A 19624-nucleotide genomic window follows, 5' to 3' on the forward strand; every position below is an offset into this window, starting at 1 on the left:
CGCTCACGCCGCATGCTACGGAAATCATAGCGACGAGTTTAGCCGTTGCCCGGCTCTCGCATCGGCCACTAGGCAAAAGCCCGCTATAACAACGGCGCGCCGATGTCTTAGAATTGCCGCTTGCCCTTCTTGCGTGAGCCCCATGACCTCTGCCTCGGAAGACCGCTGGCGCGATCTGCGCCCGGACCCGGAAAACGACACGCCGCTGTATCTGCAACTCGCTCGCAAGCTCGGCACGGCGATTCACGAGAACCGCTGGAACGCGGGCGAAGCGCTGCCTTCGGAGCGCGTGTTGTCCGAGGCGCTCGGCGTCTCGCGCATCACGTCGCGCAAGGCGATTGCGTTACTGGTCGAGCAGGGTTTGATCCGGCGCACCCAAGGCGCGGGCAGTTTCATCACGCCGCGCTACGAAGATCCGCTGTCGCGTCTGTCGAGCTTTAGCGAAATGCTGCGGCGGCGCGGTTTTACGCCAAGCTCGAAGTGGCTGTCGCGCGAAATCTCGCCGGCTAACCGCGATGAAGTGATTCAGCTCGGTTTGTCGCCGGCGGCGGCGGTGACCCGGCTGCGGCGCTTGCGTCTGGCCGACGGCATCGTGATGGCGGTGGAGAATTCCACGTTCCCCGCCGCGGTGATTCCCGATCCGCAGGCGATCGGCGACTCGCTGTACACGTTCCTGGAAAATCGCGGACTGACGATCGTCCGCGCGCTGCAACATTTTCGCGCGGTGAATGCGAGCGACGAAATCGCACAGCAGATGAGCATCGCCCCCAACGAGGCGCTGCTGTTGATCACGCGCGTGGGCTACACCGCCGATCAGCGGGCGATCGAGTTGACCGACACGTACTGCCGCAACGATTACTACGATTTCGTGGCGGAGTTGAGGAAGTAGGCTTTTTACTTCGCGGCGCTTGCGGGCAAGCGCACCGTCATGCCGACTGGCGCGACGCCGCCCACGAAGCGCCGAACCGTCAATCAAGCGTCATACCCATTTGGCCTCGTGAGCGCCGACCCTCGCCGGCGGCAGCGCAAAAAAAGCAGGCGTTTCATCGAGGCGCTCGGCGGGCAACGCGGCCAGAACATGGCCGAATTCGGATTGCACGGTCCCAAGACAATCCCGCACATCGTCGATGGAAACGTCGGGCGTTTTCCAGCCGTCGGCAAGCAAGCCAAAAGACTGCAACCATCGGCCGGTCTGCGCGAGCGAGACTCTGACATGCCAACTGCCGCCTTCGGTGGCGCGCCGCGCTAGCGCGGCCATCGCGCCAAAGGCAGCCAGATAGCCGGTCGCGTGGTCCAGCGCCTGACACGGCAGATGCCGGGGCTCATCCGCGCCTGCCGCCTCGCGTTCAGTGAAAGCGATGCCGCTTGCCGACTGCACCAGACTGTCGAACCCGCGCCGACGAGCCCAAGGTCCCTCGTGCCCGTAGGCTGAGACCGACACATAAACGATTCCGGGCCGCACGCGCGCCAGAGCGTCGGGACCGAAGCCTCGCGCCGCCAGGGCGCCGGGGCGATACGCCTGCAAGAACACATCGGCGTCGCCGGCGAGTCCGCGTAAGGTGTCGCGTCCAGCCGCGTCGCGCAGGTCGAGCAGCGCCGAACGCTTGCCGCGTCCGTTGTCGATTACGAGCGGCGCGATGTTCGGCAAGTGCGGCCCGTTGATCATCAACACGTCCGCGCCGTGCTGCGCGAGTGCCCGTCCGGCCACCGGCCCCGCAATGATGCGCGACAGGTCCAGCACGCGCACACCCGTCAGCGGACGATCCGCGCCGCCCTCTCGCGGCGGCTCGGCCGGCGCGTCGCCGATGCGCTCGATCTCGAACAACGGCAGTCCCGTAATCGCTTTCGCCTGGTCGAGCGCGGCCCACTCGTCGGGCGAGCGGATCAGCGCGGCGCACAAGCCCGCGTCGGCGAGCGTCTGATCGAGCGCCGCGCCATCCCAGCCGCGAATCGCCTCGGCCACCGCGGCGCGATCGTTCTCGCAGCCGAGCACCTTCAGCACGCCGTGCAGGTGATGCGCGAAATTCGTATGCAGTTGAATCCAGCGGCCGTCTCGCGTTTCGTAGAAGCCCGTCACCGGATCGCGCAAGGCGGGCGGCGGCCCATCGTCGATGCGCAAATAGCGTTCGCTGCGAAACGACGCTAGCGCGCGCCGCATCTCGACCGTGACGTGTTGCCCGCTCCCGCTACGCAAGCGCCGGTATTCGGCCGCCGCGAGGCCGGTCGCGGCGATGGTCGCCGAGGCGAGCGTGCCGACCCGATAGACCGACGGCAGGCCCGGATCGGCGCCGGTCAGCGAGACCGAACGAAGCGCCGCCGGGTCGCATCCCGCGACGGTCCAGATATGTTCGAGCGCGAGTTCAGGCGTCATGGCGTTGCACCAAAGTCAAGGGAAGGTGCACCGAGTCTAGGTTTTCGTCCCGCGTGGATCAATCTTGATTATGATAATCAACATATACTGATTTCTTGGGTTTTTGCTTCTCGCCATGCCGACATCGACCTTCCTCACCGCGCCGCAAGCCGCCGCCGAGCTCGGCGTCAGCCTTCCCACGCTGTATGCGTATGTGAGCCGCGGCATGCTGAGTTCGTCACCGAATACGGACGCGCAAGGCAAGCACCGGCTTTACGACGCCGGCGAAGTGCGGCGCCTCGCGCGGCGCAAGAAAGACGGCAAGCGCGCCGGCAAGGTCGCGCAAAAGGTGTTGGACTGGGGCGTGCCGGTGCTCGAATCGTCGATCACACTGGTCGCCGAGGGCCGTCTGCTGTATCGCGGGCACGACGCGATGGAGCTGGCGCGCACCGCATCGCTGGAGGATGTCGCCGCGTTGCTGTGGGAATGCGGCACGCGGCGCATTGCCGATGCGCCCGCCGTGCCGCTCGGCAATGCGCAGTGGGCGGCATGGCTGAAACTCTGGAGCGACAGCACGCCGCTCGACCGCGCGCTCGTGCTGCTGCCGGCCGCCGCGGCGCAGATGCCGCGGGTATGGGCGCTCGGCCGCGACGCCGAACTCGACAATGCCTGCGCCGTCATGCGGCTGCTGGCGGCCGCGATGATCTCGGCGGCGCCGTCGAACGAGCCGCTGCATCGGCAACTGGCTTCAGCGTGGCATGTGCGCAACCGGCAGCAGGCCGGGCTGCTGCGCGCGGCGCTGGTCGCCTGCGCGGACCATGAACTGAACGCGTCGACCTTCACGGTTCGCTGCATCACGTCGACGGGCACGCATCTGTTCGGCGCGGTGGCGGGCGGCCTGGCGGCGTTGGCCGGGCCGCGTCACGGCGGCGAGACCGCGCGCATCGCCGCGCTGTTCGACGAAGCGTCGCGCTCGTCCGATCTCGACCGCTATCTGGCGAACCGTCTCGCGCGCGATGAACACCGCGCGCAGGGGCCGGTGTTGTCGGGCTTCGGCCATCCGCTTTATCCCGCGGGCGACCCGCGCGCGCGACTGCTGCTGCAGATGCTGGCCGACTGCGCGCCGGCGCGCTCGCCGCTCGGCGAAGTGCTCGCGCTGGCGCGCGCGGTACGGGACACAACAGGCGCGGAGCCGACCCTCGACTTCGCGCTCGCCGCCATCGAGCGGGTGCTGGCTCTGCCGGCCGGCGCAGCCTTCACGCTGTTCGCGACGGGCCGGGTAGTCGGCTGGATTGCCCACGCAATGGAACAGACGCGCGACGGCCGCTTGATCCGGCCGCGCGCGCGGTACATCGGGAATATGTGAGCGCGTGGCGATCGCGTCACCACGGCCCGTTGTCAGGCAACGCCTAACCAGCGCGGCAGCCAGCGCAACACCGGCAAGTGGAGCACCGGACTCGTGGCCGCCCGCTCCGAGCCGCTCGCCAACGCGAAACGCGCGCCGGTCTGCCCGGCGCTGACCCAGGCCACCGCCTTGCGCGGCAACTCGATCGACTGCCCCGTTGCGAGCCAGTGATCCTCGCTGTCGCCTTCCACGGTCAGCCAGATCTCGCCCGAGATCACCTTGAAGATCGACGGACGCGCGACACGCCAGGCCGCCGCGGGCTCGCCATGTTCCAATTCGAAAATCCGGACCTCACGCATCGCTTCCTCCTTCAGAGAACTTTTCCGTTGAATTGATTATTGACGTGCGATCATCGGAAACCCATGCACAGTTCCGAACAGTTCCATCGGAACTGTTCAGTCGAAAAACCAGACAGTTGGCGACGCCTGCGCGTGACGAAACCACGCGTTGAACGCTTCGCGCGCACACCGGAGGCCAGAGGCGAAGGAAAGAACCGCATGAAACTCGACATCTCAATCGATCGCGACAACGGCGTGCCGCTCACCGAGCAGATCGTCACGGGCGTCACCGCGTGGATCCGCTCGCGCACCGCGCGTCCCGGCTCGAAGCTGCCGTCGATCCGCCAGTTCGCGGCCGACTACGGCGTGAGCCGCTTTCCGGTGATCGAGGCTTACGATCGGCTGGTCTCGCTCGGCTACGTGGACTCGCGCCACGGCTCGGGCTTCTACATCGCCGATCGCCAGCCGGCGAACACGCCGTGCCAGGGCACCTCGGACCCGCGCCGCGCCGAGGACGAATCGGATCATCTCCTCCAGCAGTTCAACCATCCGGGCGAGACGCTCAAGCTCGGCAGCGGCTTCATTCCCGAAAGCTGGCGCGACACGGACGGCATCGCGCAGGCGATCCGTCACGTCTCACGCACGGACCCGGCGAGCATGGTCGACTACGCCACCCCGCTCGGCAACGTCGCCTTGCGCGAGCATCTGCAAGGCCGCATCGGCCAGTTGGGGATTCACGCGGACGCGTCGCAAATCCTGATCACCAACGGCGCGAGCCAGGCATTCGATCTGCTGATGCGCTACATGCTCAAGGCGGGCGACACGATCTTCGTCGAGGACCCCGGCTACTACAACCTGTACGGCCTGTTGAAGTTGCACGGCGTGAAACTGGTCGGCATTCCGCGCACCCGCACCGGTCCCGATCTGGACGTGATGCAGGCGCAGTTGAAGCTGCACCGGCCCAAGCTGTTCTTCATCAACACCGTCTTCCACAATCCGACCGGCACCACGGTCGCGCCGCCCGTGGCGTTCCGGCTGCTGCAACTGGCGCGCGAGCACGGCTTCTCGATCATCGAGGACGACGTCTACGCCGACTTCCAGGCCGACCCCACCGACCGGCTCGCGACCCTCGACCAGCTCGAACACGTGATTTACATCGGCGGGCTGTCGAAGACGCTGTCGTCGTCGCTGAGGATCGGCTGCGTGGTGGCGAGCCACGCGATCATCAAGGATCTGGTCGACATCAAGATGCTGACGAGCATCGGCGGTTCGCGCCTTGCCGAAGCGGTCGCGGTATCGCTGCTGGAGCGCGGCGCGTACCGCAAATATCTGGAGCGCCTGCGCCGCCGCATGCGCGACGCGCTCGGCTCGACCATCCAGACGCTGGAAGACGCGGGTTGGGAACTGTTCGAGAAGCCGGTCGGCGGCAAGTTTCTGTGGGCGCGCGTGCCGCATGTGGAGGACGCGCAACGGCTGGTGGAATGCGGCGCGCCGTTGGGCGTGACGGTGGCGCCCGGCAACTACTTCCGCCCGAGCATGGAGGTGAGCCCGTGGATCAGGATTCACGCGGCGTTCGGCAACGAGCCGCGTGCCCAGGCGTTCTTCCGTGCGGCGGCGGCGTTGCCGGATCTGCGCGGCTGACTTGCGCGATCGCAAGGGCACGGCGCCTGCGCGGGGCCGGGCTTTTCCCTAGAATGGCGAGTCCCAGCCAGCCCCTGCGCGCCTAAGCGCTCTCCATGTCCACGCCGACTCCGCCCCTCGCCGACATCTCCGCAACGCCATCGGCCCGCTCGCTCACCGTGATGCTGTGGCTCGTCGCCACCGGCTTCTTCATGCAGACGCTCGACGCGACGATCGTCAACACCGCGCTCCCCGCAATGGCGACGAGCCTCGGCGAGTTGCCGCTGCGCATGCAATCGGTGGTGATCGCCTATTCGCTGACGATGGCGGTCATGATCCCGGTGTCCGGCTGGCTCGCCGACAAGTTCGGCACGCGGCGCGTGTTTTTCAGCGCGATTCTCGTGTTCGCGGTCGGTTCGTTGCTGTGCGCGAACGCGCATACGCTGAATCAACTGGTGGTCTTTCGCATCGTGCAAGGCGTGGGCGGCGCGATGCTGCTGCCGGTCGGACGGCTGGCCGTGCTGCGCACCTTTCCGGCTGAACGCTATTTGCCGGCCTTGTCGTTCGTCGCGATTCCGGGCCTGATCGGTCCGTTGATCGGCCCGACGCTCGGCGGCTGGCTCGTGAAGATCGCCTCGTGGCACTGGATCTTTCTGATCAACGTGCCGGTGGGCATCGTCGGTTGCATCGCCACGTTCATCTTCATGCCGGATAGCCGCAACGAAAACGTCGGCAAGTTCGACATGAAGGGCTACCTGCTGCTGATCGTCGGCATGGTGGCGATTTCGTTCGCACTCGACGGCCGCACCGAGTTCGGCATTCAGCACGCCACGGTGCTCGTGCTGCTGATTCTGAGCCTCGCCTGTTTCGTTGCATACGGGTTGCATGCGGTGCGCGAGCCCGCGCCGATCTTCTCGCTCGACCTCTTCAAGATTCACACGTTCAGCGTCGGCCTGCTCGGCAATCTGTTCGCGCGGATCGGCAGCGGCGCGATGCCGTACCTGATTCCGCTGCTCTTGCAGGTGAGTCTCGGCTATAGCGCGTTCGAGGCCGGCATGATGATGCTGCCGGTAGCGGCCGCGGGCATGGCGTCCAAACGCCTCGTGACGACGCTGATCCTGAAGTACAGCTATCGGCGCGTGTTGATCGTCAACACGGTGCTGGTCGGCTTGACGATGGCCAGCTTCGCGCTCACCAGCACGGGCCAGCCGCTGTGGCTGCGGCTCGTGCAACTGGCGTTCTTCGGCGGCGTCAACTCGATGCAGTTCACCGCGATGAACACGCTGACGCTCAAGGACCTCGGCACCGGCGGCGCGAGCAGCGGCAACAGCCTGTTCTCACTGGTGCAAATGCTCTCGATGAGCCTCGGCGTGACGGTGGCCGGCGCCCTGCTCGCCACCTTCACCGGCTTGCTGCCGCGCGTGACCGCCGCCAACTCGCTGCCCGCGTTTCATGCCACTTTTCTAGCTGTGGGCATCATCACGGCGGGCTCGTCGTGGATCTTCGCGCAACTGTCGCCGGACATCCGCACGCCGGCGAAAAAGACCGATCCGTCGGAGCGCACTTGATGCTTGCGCGGGCGCGCTCATGAATGAGCGATGAACCGGCGATAAGCCGCTGACGAGCTTGTGACGAGAACAGTTGAGGAGCCGCCGACGATCTTGCGATGCGGGCCGCTGACGAAGCGCCGACGATCTTGCGATGCGAGCCGCTGAGGAGCCGCTGATGAGCGCGGACGAACCGCCAAGGAGCCGCCGACGAACCGCAGCGGGGCGAGCGTCGCACCAGCGAAGTGCGAACAATCGCCTTCGCGCCCGCGCTGACGCCCAATCGACGCCTGCAAGCGTGACGGGCGCGCACGGAGGCTGTGTCTCAGCACTCGCATAGTTCTTGCTGGCTATCCTATAAACTTATGCTTTGCGCGTGCTGACCCGGGCCGAGCAGGCAAGCGCGCCGCCACCAACACACGACTGACATGATGAGCATGATCGAACTCGATCCACCCGGCTTCCAGCCGCCGCGCCCGATGGCCGGCGACGAAGGCTCGCGGCGCACTGTTCTGTACGGCGGCTACACCGTTTTCAGCGTGTTTCAGCCGGTTTTCTCGGTATCGCACCGGCGTGCGATCGGTTATCACGCGTCGCTGCGCGCCCACGACGAACATGCGCTGCAAGTGCCCTCCCACGAAGTGTTCACGCAAGCCGCGCGGCGCGGCGACCTGCTGGAACTCGGACGGCTCGCCGAATCGCTGCATCTGGGCAACTTCAACGCGTTCGACAGTCACGACGAATGGCTCTTCCTGAGCCTTCATCCGGCCGCGCTGATGGACACCAGCTACGGCGACGCGCTGCTTGCCGGCCTCAAGGCGATGGGTTTGCCGCCGCAGCGCGTGGTGCTGGAGGTATCCGAGCAGGCCGGCGGCGAAACCACCCGCTTCGCCGAGATCATCGACGCGCTGCGCAAATCCGGCTTCCTGATCGCGCTCGACGGCTTCGGCGCGAAGCATTCGAACATCGACCGCGTATGGAATCTGCGGCCGGACATCGTCACGCTCGACCGCTGCATTCTCGCGCAGGCCAGCGAACACTCGCATATCGAACGCGTGCTGCCGGGCCTCGTCTCGCTGCTGCACGAATCCGGCCAACTGGTGCTGATGGGCGGCCTGACCACCGAACGCGACGCGTTGATCGCGCTGGAATGCAACGTGGACTTCGTGCAAGGCGCGTTCTTCGCGGGTCCGAGCGTGGAACCGGTCAAGCCGCAAGCGGCGGCCGGTTTGATGGACTCGCTCTCCGCGGCGCTGCGCAAGCGCGTGACCGAACGCGAACGCGCGCAGTCCGCGCGGCTCGCCCCCTACGTGACGGCGCTGGAAACCGCGGCCGCGCAACTCGTCGCGGGCGAGCCGGTTTCCCGCGCGACGGCGCCGCTGCTCACGCTCGGCGAAACGGCGCGCTGTTTCGTACTCGACGGTTCAGGCCGGCAGATCGGCGACAACCTGCTGCCGCCGGGGCGCGCCTCGCAACGCGCCAAGCGCTTTCGCCCGCTGCTGCATTCGGAGGGCGCGAGCTGGGAGCGCCGGCCCTACTTTATCCAGGCGATGCGCCTGCCTGACCATGTGCATCTCACGCCGCCCTATCTGTCGATCAACGAAGCACACCTGTGCGTGACGGCCTCGATCGCCGCGCACACGCCGCACGGCACCCAGGTGCTATGCGTCGATATCAACTGGAAGTAGCGGCTCCGCGTAATCGAGGCGGCTGCGGAAACCGAGGCGGCCAAGACGGATGGCACAACGGAACGACCAAGCAGGACGGCCAAGCCCGCCCGCCGCCCAGGCCACTTAGACCGGCACAGCCATTGAGCCCGCCGGGGCCGCCACGGCTGCCGGGCCGTGCTGGATTCGCGCGAGTAATCGGGTGACGGCCGGGCGGCCCAGCACACGGTTGGTTGCCTGCAAACGCGCGGCGCTGGTCACGACGCGCAACGCGACGATCTTCGCCGAGCCGTCCGCGAAGCGATTCGTGGACACCTCGATCAAGCCGACCACCTCGCCCTCGGAAAGCAACGCGATACACATCGCGCCCTCCATCGACAGCACCTCCGCATGGCTCGCCTGCCGCGCGAGCGACGTCACCTTGTCCATCCAGCCCGTCACTGCCGGTTCGCGCGTGCACACCGGCGCGTCGCTGACGACTTCCGGGGCGTCGCTGAAGAGGCGCAGCAAGCCGGCCCTGTCTTGTGCCTCCAACGCCGTGCGCAAGCGCTCCACGATCCGCGCATGGGCGGCGGAGTCGGGCCGGCCGATCGGCGCACCCGCACGCCGCAAGCGCTCTCTCGCCCGATGGACGATCTGCCGGCATGCAGCCGGCGTGCGCTCGAGGATCGCGCCGATCTCCTTGTAGTCGCAATCGAACGCTTCGTGCAACACGAACGCCGCACGTTCGTCGGGCTTCAGACGTTCGAGCAGCAGCATCACGCCATAAGACATGTCCGCCGCGCGCAAGGCCAGTTCCTCGGCCGAGGGCGCCAGTTCGTCGAGCCACGGCTCCGGCAACCAGCCGGCGGCTTGCGACGCGCGCTCGCGCCGCGCATGCCGCAACCGGTCGATCGCCGCGCGCGTGGCGACCGTGGTGAGCCAGGCGGCGGGCGTATGCAGTTCGCGCGCATCGGCGAGATGCCATTTGAGCCAGACGTCCTGCACCACGTCTTCCGCTTCGGCGCGGCTGCCCAGCATGCGGTACGCCAACGCGAGCAGGCGGGCGCGCGCGGCCTCGAAACTGGATGCCTTGTCGATTTCTTGTTTCGTCATGGGTAGACCTCCAGATCGTGCGTGGTGAAAAGACGCGGCGCGCCGCCTGCGGGTTTGTCGGGGCGCGCGACGCTGCCGGCAAACGCTGCCGGCATCTCTCAGCTTGACGGCTGGGCACCGGCCGATGTGACAGCTCGGCGCAAAAATATTTCGGTCACGCCGGATCACGCCGCCTCGTCATAAGGACAACAAGCGGCGCAATTCGTGCGCCCTTTCGAGTCAGGTGCCGCTACGGCTATCGGCGCGGCGCCGCATCACCTGGGGCAACTCATGCACTTCAACTATTCGCAGATCACCGGCCTCGGCCTCGTGCCCACCGTCATCGAACAGTCCGGGCGCGGCGAGCGCGCGTACGACATCTATTCGCGTCTGCTGCGCGAGCGCATCGTCTTTCTGGTCGGCCCCGTCAACGAACAGTCAGCCAGCCTGATCGTCGCGCAGTTGCTGTTTCTCGAGTCCGAGAACCCCGACAAGGATATTTCCTTTTACATCAATTCGCCGGGCGGCTCCGTGTACGACGGCCTCGCCATTTACGACACCATGCAGTTCATCAAGCCGGAGGTGTCCACCTTATGCACCGGCTTCGCCGCAAGCATGGGCACCTTCCTGCTCACCGCGGGCCAGCGCGGCAAGCGGTATGCGCTGCCGAACGCGCGCATCATGATTCACCAGCCGTCCGGCGGCAGCCAGGGCACCGCCGCCGACGTCGAGATTCAGGCAAGGGAAGTGCTGTATCTGCGTGAACGCCTGAACGGCATGATGGCCGAACGCACGGGGCGCAGCGTCGAGGAGATCGCGCGCGATACCGATCGCGACAACTTCATGTCGGCGGAGGGCGCGAAGGCGTACGGGTTGATCGACGACGTGCTGGAAAGCCGCGCGGCGCTCGCCGGCATGACTCGTCATCAGCACATGTAGCGCGGCACGTCCGCCCTGCGGTTCCGCCAACGGAAGCGGGCTTCGCGAAACGATTCTCCCGCGCCTGAATTTTCGCGGGAAAACGCTCGCTGCCGGAAAGCTTTCGCTTGCCGCATCGGTGCGCCTGGAACACAAAAGCTGATCACCCTCGCTGGAATCGCTATCATGATCGCGATTCGTCGAATTCGACGTTCGCTTCAATGGAGAGATATATGGCGTCATCCAACGAAACCGTCAGCATGGCGCTATTCTGCGACTTCGAAAACGTCGCGCTCGGCGTGCGCGACGCGAAGTACGACAAGTTCGACATCAAGCTGGTGCTCGAACGGCTGCTGCTCAAGGGCAGCATTGTCGTGAAGAAAGCGTATTGCGACTGGGACCGTTACAAGAGCTTCAAAGGCGCGATGCACGAGGCGAATTTCGAATTGATCGAGATTCCGCACGTGCGCCAATCGGGCAAGAATTCCGCCGACATCCGGCTCGTGGTCGACGCACTCGACCTCTGCTATACGAAATCGCACGTCAATACGTTCGTCATCATCAGCGGCGATTCGGATTTCTCGCCGCTCGTGTCGAAGCTGCGCGAGAACGCGAAGCAGGTGATCGGCGTCGGCGTGCAGCAGTCCACTTCCGATCTGCTGATCGCGAATTGCGACGAGTTTTTCTTCTACGACGACCTCGTGCGCGAGAGTCAGCGCACGGTCGCCAAACGCGAGTCATCACGTCCGCAACAAGCGGCGCAGCCGGCGGCCAAACGCTCGCCCGACGAAGAGAAAGGCCGCAACAAGGAAGACCTGGAAAAACGCCGCACCAAGGCGGTCGAAATCGCAGTGCAAACGTTCGACGCGCTCGCGTCCGAACGCGGCGACAGCGGCAAGATCTGGGCTTCGGTGCTGAAGAACGCGATCAAACGCCGCAAGCCGGATTTCAACGAGACGTACTATGGTTTTCGCGCCTTCGGCAATTTGCTGGAAGAGGCGCATGCGCGCGGGCTGCTCGAGTTCGGCCGTGACGAGAAATCCGGCGCCTACGTGTATCGGAGCACGGCGGCGAACGTAGCGGGCGAACACGCGAGCGAGTCGAGCGAAGCCGCGGAATCGGCGGAACAACTGTACGAGGCGCAGGTTGCCGAAGCGGCGATCGCCGAGTCGAGCGGCAAACACGAATCACGCCGGCGCGGTCGCGGCAATCGCAAGACAGGACGTGGTCAGCAGGAAGCCGTTCACGAAGAACGCACGTCGGCCGAACACGGCGAGAGCGCGCAAGCTCAAGCCGAAGAAGCGCACTGGCAAACGCCCACGAGCAGCGAGCCGATTTCTCAGCAGCCGGAAGAGCAGTGGGCGCAGCCGTGGGCGCAAGCGGAAAGCGCGCCAGTCGAACCGGTCAACGAGGAGAACACCGGCGAGCAGCCGGCGAACGCTGCGCCGCCCAAGCGTCGCAACGAACGCACGCCGCGCAAGACGGCAGCCAAAAAGGCGAGAAAGAACGCGCCGCGAGCAATCGACGAGATACCGGAAATCGCCGCGCCCGCTGAAGCACCGGCGCAGCCCGCCAGGGAAGAACAGGCGCCCGCGCCGGCAAAAAAGGCCGCGCGGAAAACCGCGCCGCGCAGCCGCCGTCCGCGTAAGACCGCGGCCACGAGCGACGCGGAGTAAGCGTCCGGTTTGCGTGATGTGCGCGGCGCCGCATCACCGCATGCGGAATACCGCGCGATACCGTTGGTGGCGCGTATGTATTTTTGCCGCGCGCGATCATCGGTGTGGTGAACGTGTTGCACCAGGTTTCGTTAGTAATACGGATACGGGGCGTACATGACCGGCGGCCCGTAGTAACGCGGCGGCGGCGCGACGTACACCGGCTGAGGCGCATAGACCGGCTGCGGCACGTAGACCGGCATTTGCGGCTGCGAAATCGTGTTGCCCTTCGACGTCATGCATTGAGCGTACGCGGCGTCATACCGGGCCTGGAGGCTATTGGCCGAATACTGCGCGCCGTTCGCGCCGGCCGCGCCACCGAGCAGCAGGCCACTGCCCGCGCCGATGGCCGCGCCCGTGCCGGCGTTGCCGGCTGCCGCGCCGATCAGCGCGCCGACCGCGGCGCCGCCGAGCGTGCCGACGGCGGCGCTGTTGACGCTGTTCGCGGTCGAGCCTTGCGACGCGCCGGTCGCGTCGGACGAACGGTAGGCGTAATCGCGGCAAGCGTAGTCGTCCTGCTGGAACTGGTTGAGCGACTGCCCGCTGCGCGGCAGCGCGACCACGGAGGGACCGCTCGGCGGCACTACCGCACAACCGCCGAGGAACGCGAGTGCGACGGCGCCGACAGGTAACGCGACGCGCATCGGTTTAAGACTTGAGATCATGGTGGCGCAGCTTGCATGGGATGAGAAACATACGTTAGGCCAATCCACGTGAAGCATGTTTACCAGATGGTTACCGTATGTTTTTCATCCGCACTACACGCGCCGCCAGGGGCTTGCGCGAGAGTCGCGCGCGTCGGCTGGGGTGCTGGTGCACGCATTGCTCTGCCTGCCGTTGTCGTTACTAACTGTGACAAAGATGCGTCGCCACGCGCTTCACGACGCCGTCAGAAGAGCGATGGCCGGACGGTTCTACTGACGAATCCGGCTCCCCCGATAACCACTCCAGATCCGGCGCCACAAAAAGAAAAGCCCTCGCATTCGAGGGCCTTCTTGTCAGCTATCGAGCTTTACCGTGCAACGCCGCGTCTGGATCGCCCAGCCTGTTTATCGCGCCGCACTTGATCTCACCGGCAATCTCACGCGAAGTTCTTCGCCGCGAATTCCCAGTTGACGATGTTCCAGTATGCCTCGACGAACTTCGGACGCGCATTGCGATAGTCGATGTAGTACGCGTGTTCCCACACGTCGATCGTAACCAGTGCTTTTGCGTCGGTCGTGAGCGGCGTGGCGGCGTTGCTCGTCGACACGAGATCCAGCGAACCGTCTGCCTTCTTCACCAGCCATGCCCAGCCCGAGCCGAAGGTGCCGACCGCGGTCTTCGCGAACTCTTCCTTGAACTTGTCGAACGAACCCCACTTGGCGTTGATCGCGTCAGCCAGTGCGCCGGTCGGCGCGCCGCCACCTTGCGGCGACAGGCTGTTCCAGAAGAACGTGTGGTTCCACACTTGAGCCGCATTATTGAAGATGCCGCCGGAGGACTTCTTGACGATTTCTTCGAGCGACAGATTCTCGAACTCCGTGCCCTTGATCAGATTGTTCAGGTTGGTCACATAGGTCTGGTGATGCTTGCCGTAGTGAAATTCGAGCGTCTCTTCCGACATGTGCGGAGCGAGTGCGTTTTTCGCGAACGGCAGCGGCGGGAGCGTATGTTCCATGGTGCTTTCCTTCTGTCTGTATCTGTTGTGGGGAGTCTGCGGATAACGCTATAGAGCACTCGATTGTAGGCGAGTTGGAATAACCCCGCAAACCAACGGACTTTATGCACGGCATGGGTGAAACCGCCGTGAATAAAGCGTATTGAGTGCTCTCGCATCGCGTGTGCCCGCTCCGTGCGAGAGCTCGAAATCCCGCTGCCGCAACCTGTCGGCGAAATGTCAGAAACCGTCGGTAAGACGCGGCTGCACATCGGCGAGCGCGATGTCCGCGGCGCCTTCCGCGAGATGCACCGTCAGGCGCCGGCCCGGTTTCAACGACGACGGCGCGCGTATCGCGCGTCCGCTTTGCGCATCCAGCACGGCCGCATAACCACGCTCGAGCGTGCGCTGCGGACTCAGCACTTCGAGCCGTGCGGCGAGCGTTGCGATGCGAGCGGTCTGACGTTCGTGGTGGCGCAACAATGCGGCGTCCAGCCGCTGCGTGAGATTGCCGAGCTTCGCCTGATGCGCGGCAAGGTCCGGACGCCAACGCTGCCAGCGCATCTGCAGCAACGAAAACCGCGCTCGTGCGTCACGCACCGGCCGCGCGCCCGCCGACGCGAGGCGCATGCTCAGTTGCTGCAAATGCGTGCGTTGCCGCGCGAGGCGCTCGCTCGGCGGCACGAGCCTGCGCGCGAGCCAGTCGAGTTGTTGCGCGCGCCGCTCCATCATGCGGCCGAAGCCGCGCGCGAGCGTCGCATGCCGGTGATCGAGCTCGCGCAACAACAGGACGCGCTGCGGACTGACGAGTTCGGCGGCGCCGGTCGGCGTGGGCGCGCGCACGTCGGCGGCGAAATCAGCGATCGTGAAATCGGTCTCGTGACCGACGCCGCTCACCACCGGTATCGCGCTTTCCGCGATCGCGCGCGCCAGCACTTCTTCGTTGAAAGCCCACAGATCCTCGATCGAGCCGCCGCCGCGGCACATGATCAGCACGTCGACTTCGCGCCGCGCGTTCGCCTTGTCGACCATCGCGGCGAGTTTGACGCTCACGCCCGCGCCTTGCACGGGCGCGGGGTAGACGATCACCGGAATATGCGGCGCACGGCGGCACAAGGTGGTCAATACGTCGCGCAACGCGGCGGCTTGCAGCGACGTCACGATGCCGATCGCGCGCGGATGCGCCGGCAACGCGCGTTTGCGCTCGGCGGCGAAGAGCCCCTCGGCTTCGAGTTTCGCCTTGAGCCTCAGGAACGCCTCGTACAGACGCCCCTGCCCTGTGCGGCGCACCGCCTCGACATTCAGTTGCAGTTCACCGCGCGGCTCGTACATGGTGACGAGCGCGCGCACCTCGATGCGGTCGCCCTCGCGCGGCGTGAACTCCGCGTACTGCGCCCGGCCGCGGAACATCACGCAGCGCATCTGCGCCTGCGCGTCCTTGATCGAGAAATACCAATGGCCGCTCGCGGCGCGCGTGAAGTTCGACACTTCGCCGGCCACCCAGACGAGCGGAAACGAGCGTTCGAGCATCGTGCCGATCGCTCGATTGAGCGCGGAGACGGGGACGACAACCTCACCGCCCGGCGTGGCGGACGAAGAAAAAGGACTTTCGGGATTCATGCGGGGACTATCCGTGACTGGCCGGACAGACGATAGACCGAGTGGCTATCGTCGTCCAGCACGGCGGCTGAATTGTTAAAAGTGTCCACATGGCGGGACGCGCTCGGCAAATAGCGCCGGCGCATCCGCCGGAGCGCGCGAATTCGAAGCATGTCATTGATTTATATCGCGTTTCCATCCCAATAACGAGAACGATTGCCGATAAGTCGCGCTCGCGCCGGCCCTTCCAGCCCATTCGATGGCAGGTTCTCCACAAAGTTATCCACAGGCCATGCGCATCGGCTGAAGCGCTCGTCCAACGCGCGGCGGTGAAGCACGCGACTTGCCGGGCGGGACACGCGCGCGCTAGAGTGGCGGGTTCGACCGCATGCCGAACGCTGCGCCGGTCGCGCCAGTACGGCCCATCGGCAGGCAATTGCGCGGCATGCGGCGCAACTGCATTGGATGCCGCCGCAGCTTCATTTGCGCTTCATTTTTCGATCGCCAGGAGAACCGCGTTGATGTCTGTCCCGCGTATTGCGCCTAGCCTCTCCACGCCGCCGTCCTTTACGACGACGAACGGCGCGCCGCTCGTTCATCCGGCGTGCCGATGAGCAATCTCACCGACCGTCTCGAGGCCCGACTTGCGCGCGAATGGCAACGGCGCGGCCCGCTTGCATGGGCGCTGACGCCCCTCGCCTGCGTGTTTGGCGCAATCGCCGCCGCTCGCCGCGCCGCCTTTGCGCTCGGCTGGCTGAAAACGGTGCGCGTCGGCGTGCCCGTGGTGGTGGTCGGCAACGTGACCGTCGGCGGCACCGGCAAGACGCCGACCGTGATCGCGCTGGTCGAAGCGCTGCGCGCGGCGGGCTTCGAACCCGGCGTGGTGTCGCGTGGCTACGGCGCGCGCGTGAACCAGCCGACGCCGGTCACGCCCGCTTCCACGGCGAGCGTCGGCGGCGACGAGCCGTTGCTGATCGCGCGCCGCACCGGCGCGCCGGTGTGGGTCTGTCCGGACCGCGTGGCGGCCGCGCAAACGCTGTGCGCCGCGCATCGCGATGTCGACGTCATCGTGAGCGACGACGGCTTGCAGCATTACCGCCTCGCGCGCGACGCCGAAGTGGTCGTGTTCGATCACCGGCTCGGCGGCAACGGCTTTCTGCTGCCCGCCGGGCCGTTGCGCGAGCCGCTGTCGCGCCGCCGCGACGCGACGCTGATCAACGATCCGTATGCGCGCAGCCTGCCGGCGTGGCCGAACACGTTCGCGCTGCGGCTCGCACCCGCCGACGCGTGGCATCTCGACAATCCCGCGCTGCGCCGTCCGCTCGCGCAATTCCAGGGCGAGCGCGTGCTGGCCGCGGCCGGCATCGGCGCGCCGGAGCGCTTTTTCGCCACGCTGCGCGCCGCCGGCCTCACGCCCGCCACCCGCGCGCTGCCCGATCACTATGCGTTCGAGCGCAATCCATTTACCGACATCGACGCCGACGCCATCCTGATAACGGAAAAGGATGCGGTAAAATTGGGGTCCTGGCACGACGCGCGCATCTGGGTTGTCCCGGTCGAAGCCGCGCTCGATCATCGCCTCATTGCATTAGTTGTGGAGAAAATCCGTGGACGCTCGCCTGCTTGAAATTCTCGTCTGCCCGATCTGCAAGGGCCCGCTCAGCTACGACCGCGCCGCGCAGGAATTGATTTGCAACGCTGACAAGCTCGCCTATCCGATCCGCGACGGCATCCCCGTCATGCTGGTCGACGAAGCGCGGCAGACTGTCGAAGGCACGCCGGTGGATTTGAATCCGGGTTCCGTGGCTTGAGTTGGCGGGATCGGCGTTGCGCTTGCGAGGCTGCTTCGGTCGCGGCGCCCCGCGGGTTTGAGCGGCAGGTTCGAGCAATGCCGCCAGGTTGCGTCAGGGTCCGCGCGTCTGGTCGGAGCCTCCACCCAGGTTTTCACGCCGCGTCCGCAGTCCTCGTTTGCCGTCTTTCCCATCCGCGACCGCTGCATGCGCGGTCGCTTACTTCCCGTCTCATCGCCGCCCGTCTTTAGATGACTCACGCCAACGTCAGCCCTCCCCCGTTCGTCGCCGTCGTGCCGGCCCGGCTCGCCTCCACCCGTCTGCCCAACAAGCCGCTCGCCGACATCGGCGGCAAGCCGATGGTTGTGCGAGTCGCCGAACGCGCGCGCGAATCGGGCGCGCACCAGGTGCTGATCGCGTCGGACGCGCAGTCGGTCCTCGACGCCGCCCGCGAGCATGGCTTCGAAGCCGTGCTGACGCGCGCCGATCATCCGTCGGGCACCGACCGTCTCGCGGAAGTCGCGGCGCGATTCGGCTGGAGCGACGAAACGATCGTGGTGAACGTGCAGGGCGACGAACCGCTGATCGATCCGGCGCTCGTGTGCGGCGTGGCGTCGCACCTCGCGGCCAGCAACGGCTGCGCGATCGCCACCGCCGCGCATCCGATCACCGACCCCGCCGAAATCTTCAACCCGAACGTCGTCAAGGTCGTGATCGATGCGCGCGGCGTCGCGCTCTACTTTTCGCGCGCGCCGATTCCGTGGGCGCGCGACGCCTATCAGCCGCATTGGCCCAACGTCGGCGCGATGCCCACGCCGCCCGCGCCCGCGATCGTCCACCGGCATATCGGCTTGTACGCGTATCGCGCGCAATTTCTGCGCACGTACCCGAGTCTCGCGATCTCGCCGATCGAGCAAGCCGAGGCGCTCGAACAACTGCGCGCGATGTGGCACGGCGAGCGGATCGCGGTGCTCGTGACCCACGACGTGCCGCTTCCCGGCGTCGACACACCCGCCGATCTCGCGCGCGTGCGGGCTTTATTCGGGTCTTGAGCGTAAAAACCCGTGGCATAATCGGACGCTTGTGCGCGCCTCCTGGCGCCTCCCGTTAAGCAGCGAGAATGAGGGTTTGCCCGGTCGCACCGCTTCGGTCTTGCAGCGCCGTCATAGCCGATGTGCAGCGCGAGACTTGAACGGCAGTTCGATGCGGGTCCCCACGAATCGCGGGATGGCCGCAGCGCCACCAAAGAATTCACATAGATCTGGAGATATCACATGCGTTTGATTCTTTTGGGTGCGCCCGGCGCGGGTAAGGGCACTCAGGCCACGTTCATCAAGGAAAAATTCGGCATTCCGCAGATTTCCACCGGCGACATGCTGCGCGCGGCCGTCAAGGCGGGCACGCCGCTCGGCATCGAAGCCAAGCGTTTCATGGACGCCGGCGAACTGGTCACCGACGAACTGATCATCAATCTCGTGAAGGAGCGCCTGCAGCAGCCCGACTGCGTGAACGGCTATCTGTTCGACGGTTTCCCGCGCACCATCCCGCAAGCGGAAGCGATGAAGCAAGCCGGCGTCGCGATCGACTACGTGCTCGAAATCGACGTGCCGTTCGAGGAGATCATCGTGCGCATGAGCGGCCGCCGCTCGCATCCGGCCTCGGGCCGCACATATCACGTCAGGTTCAATCCGCCGAAAGTCGAAGGCGTGGACGACGTGACCGGCGAACCGCTGATCCAGCGCGACGACGACAAGGAAGAAACGGTCAAGAAGCGTCTGCAAGTGTACGAGGCGCAAACCAAGCCGTTGATCGAGTACTACAACAACTGGGCGAAGAACGGCGATGCCGCCTCCCCGCTGAAGGCGCCGCAATACCGCCGTATCTCGGGTCTCGGTAGCGTCGACGAAATTCGCGAACGCGCGTTCGAGGCGTTGAAGTAACTCGCTCGTCGCTGCATTCGTTGTGCTGAAACCCGCCCATGTCGGCGGGTTTTTTGTTGCGTGCCGCGCGCCCCGCGCTGCC

The 19624-nt window shown here is 65.8% G+C and carries 17 protein-coding genes; 11 read left to right on the top strand and 6 right to left on the bottom strand.

Annotated features, from left to right (window positions below; all coding sequences use genetic code 11):
• The first annotated feature begins 142 nt into the window (after nucleotides 1-142).
• Complete coding sequence (locus tag ACOCG7_RS27050; protein WP_073427014.1) at nucleotides 143-889, top strand: GntR family transcriptional regulator; 747 nt, start codon at nucleotides 143-145, stop codon at nucleotides 887-889.
• Nucleotides 890-979: 90 nt separating this feature from the next.
• On the opposite strand, the gene ACOCG7_RS27055 is transcribed toward ACOCG7_RS27050, so the two are convergent.
• The gene (locus tag ACOCG7_RS27055) at nucleotides 980-2371 is read right to left on the bottom strand and encodes a CoA transferase (RefSeq protein ID WP_083083271.1); all 1392 of its coding nucleotides are present in this window, start codon (nucleotides 2369-2371) and stop codon (nucleotides 980-982) included.
• Nucleotides 2372-2486: 115 nt separating this feature from the next.
• Here ACOCG7_RS27055 and ACOCG7_RS27060 point away from each other — a divergent pair, with 115 nt between their 5' ends.
• The gene (locus ACOCG7_RS27060; RefSeq protein ID WP_073427012.1) at nucleotides 2487-3716 is read left to right on the top strand and encodes a citrate synthase family protein; all 1230 of its coding nucleotides are present in this window, start codon (nucleotides 2487-2489) and stop codon (nucleotides 3714-3716) included.
• Nucleotides 3717-3748: 32 nt separating this feature from the next.
• Here ACOCG7_RS27060 and ACOCG7_RS27065 read toward each other — a convergent pair whose 3' ends face one another.
• Entirely contained in the window at nucleotides 3749-4054 is a 306-nt protein-coding gene (locus ACOCG7_RS27065) for a DUF2917 domain-containing protein (protein WP_073427011.1), read from the bottom strand.
• Nucleotides 4055-4252: 198 nt separating this feature from the next.
• Between ACOCG7_RS27065 and ACOCG7_RS27070 the strand changes: the two genes are divergently transcribed.
• The 3 genes from ACOCG7_RS27070 (at nucleotide 4253) to ACOCG7_RS27080 (ending at nucleotide 8888) form a co-directional block, all read left to right on the top strand.
• Nucleotides 4253-5674, top strand: a complete 1422-nt coding sequence (locus ACOCG7_RS27070) for a PLP-dependent aminotransferase family protein (protein WP_421378000.1) — start codon at nucleotides 4253-4255, stop codon at nucleotides 5672-5674.
• Nucleotides 5675-5769: 95 nt separating this feature from the next.
• A complete protein-coding gene (gene mdtD / locus ACOCG7_RS27075; protein ID WP_073427009.1) occupies nucleotides 5770-7221 on the top strand; it encodes a multidrug transporter subunit MdtD in 1452 nt (483 codons plus the stop codon).
• Between the two features lie 410 nt (nucleotides 7222-7631).
• Nucleotides 7632-8888, top strand: coding sequence for an EAL domain-containing protein (locus tag ACOCG7_RS27080; protein WP_073427223.1), 1257 nt, complete (start codon nucleotides 7632-7634; stop codon nucleotides 8886-8888).
• 105 nt (nucleotides 8889-8993) lie between these two features.
• Here the strand turns inward: ACOCG7_RS27080 and ACOCG7_RS27085 are convergent, their stop codons facing one another.
• A complete protein-coding gene (locus tag ACOCG7_RS27085) occupies nucleotides 8994-9962 on the bottom strand; it encodes a sigma-70 family RNA polymerase sigma factor (protein ID WP_073427008.1) in 969 nt (322 codons plus the stop codon).
• 270 nt (nucleotides 9963-10232) lie between these two features.
• Between ACOCG7_RS27085 and clpP the strand changes: the two genes are divergently transcribed.
• A complete protein-coding gene (gene clpP, locus ACOCG7_RS27090; RefSeq protein ID WP_073427007.1) occupies nucleotides 10233-10880 on the top strand; it encodes an ATP-dependent Clp endopeptidase proteolytic subunit ClpP in 648 nt (215 codons plus the stop codon).
• 212 nt (nucleotides 10881-11092) lie between these two features.
• Nucleotides 11093-12535 (top strand): NYN domain-containing protein, encoded by a 1443-nt coding sequence (locus tag ACOCG7_RS27095; protein ID WP_073427006.1) that lies wholly within the window; start codon nucleotides 11093-11095, stop codon nucleotides 12533-12535.
• 131 nt (nucleotides 12536-12666) lie between these two features.
• On the opposite strand, the gene ACOCG7_RS27100 is transcribed toward ACOCG7_RS27095, so the two are convergent.
• The 3 genes from ACOCG7_RS27100 to xseA all read right to left on the bottom strand — a co-directional run bounded on the left by ACOCG7_RS27100 (nucleotide 12667) and on the right by xseA (nucleotide 15833).
• Nucleotides 12667-13239 carry a glycine zipper family protein gene (locus ACOCG7_RS27100; protein WP_073427005.1) on the bottom strand — a complete coding sequence of 191 codons (573 nt, stop codon included), beginning with the start codon at nucleotides 13237-13239 and terminating at the stop codon, nucleotides 12667-12669.
• A 416-nt stretch (nucleotides 13240-13655) separates the two neighbouring features.
• Nucleotides 13656-14234 (bottom strand): superoxide dismutase [Fe], encoded by a 579-nt coding sequence (gene sodB / locus ACOCG7_RS27105; RefSeq protein ID WP_073427004.1) that lies wholly within the window; start codon nucleotides 14232-14234, stop codon nucleotides 13656-13658.
• Between the two features lie 219 nt (nucleotides 14235-14453).
• The gene (xseA, locus tag ACOCG7_RS27110) at nucleotides 14454-15833 is read right to left on the bottom strand and encodes an exodeoxyribonuclease VII large subunit (protein WP_073427003.1); all 1380 of its coding nucleotides are present in this window, start codon (nucleotides 15831-15833) and stop codon (nucleotides 14454-14456) included.
• Nucleotides 15834-16422: 589 nt separating this feature from the next.
• Between xseA and lpxK the strand changes: the two genes are divergently transcribed.
• From lpxK to adk, 4 genes are all read left to right on the top strand, one after another.
• Nucleotides 16423-17439: a tetraacyldisaccharide 4'-kinase gene (lpxK, locus tag ACOCG7_RS27115; RefSeq protein WP_073427002.1), complete on the top strand. Its 1017-nt coding sequence runs from the start codon at nucleotides 16423-16425 to the stop codon at nucleotides 17437-17439.
• Entirely contained in the window at nucleotides 17420-17623 is a 204-nt protein-coding gene (locus ACOCG7_RS27120) for a Trm112 family protein (RefSeq protein ID WP_007180583.1), read from the top strand. Before lpxK ends, ACOCG7_RS27120 begins: the two co-directional genes overlap by 20 nt.
• Nucleotides 17624-17853: 230 nt before the next feature.
• Nucleotides 17854-18654, top strand: coding sequence for a 3-deoxy-manno-octulosonate cytidylyltransferase (kdsB, locus tag ACOCG7_RS27125; RefSeq protein WP_073427001.1), 801 nt, complete (start codon nucleotides 17854-17856; stop codon nucleotides 18652-18654).
• A gap of 222 nt (nucleotides 18655-18876) precedes the next feature.
• A complete protein-coding gene (gene adk / locus ACOCG7_RS27130; protein ID WP_073427000.1) occupies nucleotides 18877-19542 on the top strand; it encodes an adenylate kinase in 666 nt (221 codons plus the stop codon).
• Nucleotides 19543-19624: the final 82 nt, after the last annotated feature.

This window comes from Paraburkholderia sp. DD10 (genome assembly GCF_049177125.1).
GTDB lineage: Bacteria > Pseudomonadota > Gammaproteobacteria > Burkholderiales > Burkholderiaceae > Paraburkholderia > Paraburkholderia terricola.

Coding starts and splice junctions, on each gene's coding strand:
- sodB (WP_073427004.1), bottom strand. CDS start 14,234: ATGGAACATACGCTCCCGCCGCTGCCGTTCGCGAAAAACGCACTCGCT.
- xseA (WP_073427003.1), bottom strand. CDS start 15,833: ATGAATCCCGAAAGTCCTTTTTCTTCGTCCGCCACGCCGGGCGGTGAG.
- ACOCG7_RS27070 (WP_421378000.1), top strand. CDS start 4,253: ATGAAACTCGACATCTCAATCGATCGCGACAACGGCGTGCCGCTCACC.
- ACOCG7_RS27095 (WP_073427006.1), top strand. CDS start 11,093: ATGGCGTCATCCAACGAAACCGTCAGCATGGCGCTATTCTGCGACTTC.
- ACOCG7_RS27085 (WP_073427008.1), bottom strand. CDS start 9,962: ATGACGAAACAAGAAATCGACAAGGCATCCAGTTTCGAGGCCGCGCGC.
- kdsB (WP_073427001.1), top strand. CDS start 17,854: ATGACTCACGCCAACGTCAGCCCTCCCCCGTTCGTCGCCGTCGTGCCG.
- clpP (WP_073427007.1), top strand. CDS start 10,233: ATGCACTTCAACTATTCGCAGATCACCGGCCTCGGCCTCGTGCCCACC.
- lpxK (WP_073427002.1), top strand. CDS start 16,423: ATGAGCAATCTCACCGACCGTCTCGAGGCCCGACTTGCGCGCGAATGG.
- ACOCG7_RS27060 (WP_073427012.1), top strand. CDS start 2,487: ATGCCGACATCGACCTTCCTCACCGCGCCGCAAGCCGCCGCCGAGCTC.
- ACOCG7_RS27055 (WP_083083271.1), bottom strand. CDS start 2,371: ATGACGCCTGAACTCGCGCTCGAACATATCTGGACCGTCGCGGGATGC.
- ACOCG7_RS27100 (WP_073427005.1), bottom strand. CDS start 13,239: ATGATCTCAAGTCTTAAACCGATGCGCGTCGCGTTACCTGTCGGCGCC.
- ACOCG7_RS27050 (WP_073427014.1), top strand. CDS start 143: ATGACCTCTGCCTCGGAAGACCGCTGGCGCGATCTGCGCCCGGACCCG.
- mdtD (WP_073427009.1), top strand. CDS start 5,770: ATGTCCACGCCGACTCCGCCCCTCGCCGACATCTCCGCAACGCCATCG.
- ACOCG7_RS27080 (WP_073427223.1), top strand. CDS start 7,632: ATGAGCATGATCGAACTCGATCCACCCGGCTTCCAGCCGCCGCGCCCG.
- ACOCG7_RS27065 (WP_073427011.1), bottom strand. CDS start 4,054: ATGCGTGAGGTCCGGATTTTCGAATTGGAACATGGCGAGCCCGCGGCG.
- adk (WP_073427000.1), top strand. CDS start 18,877: ATGCGTTTGATTCTTTTGGGTGCGCCCGGCGCGGGTAAGGGCACTCAG.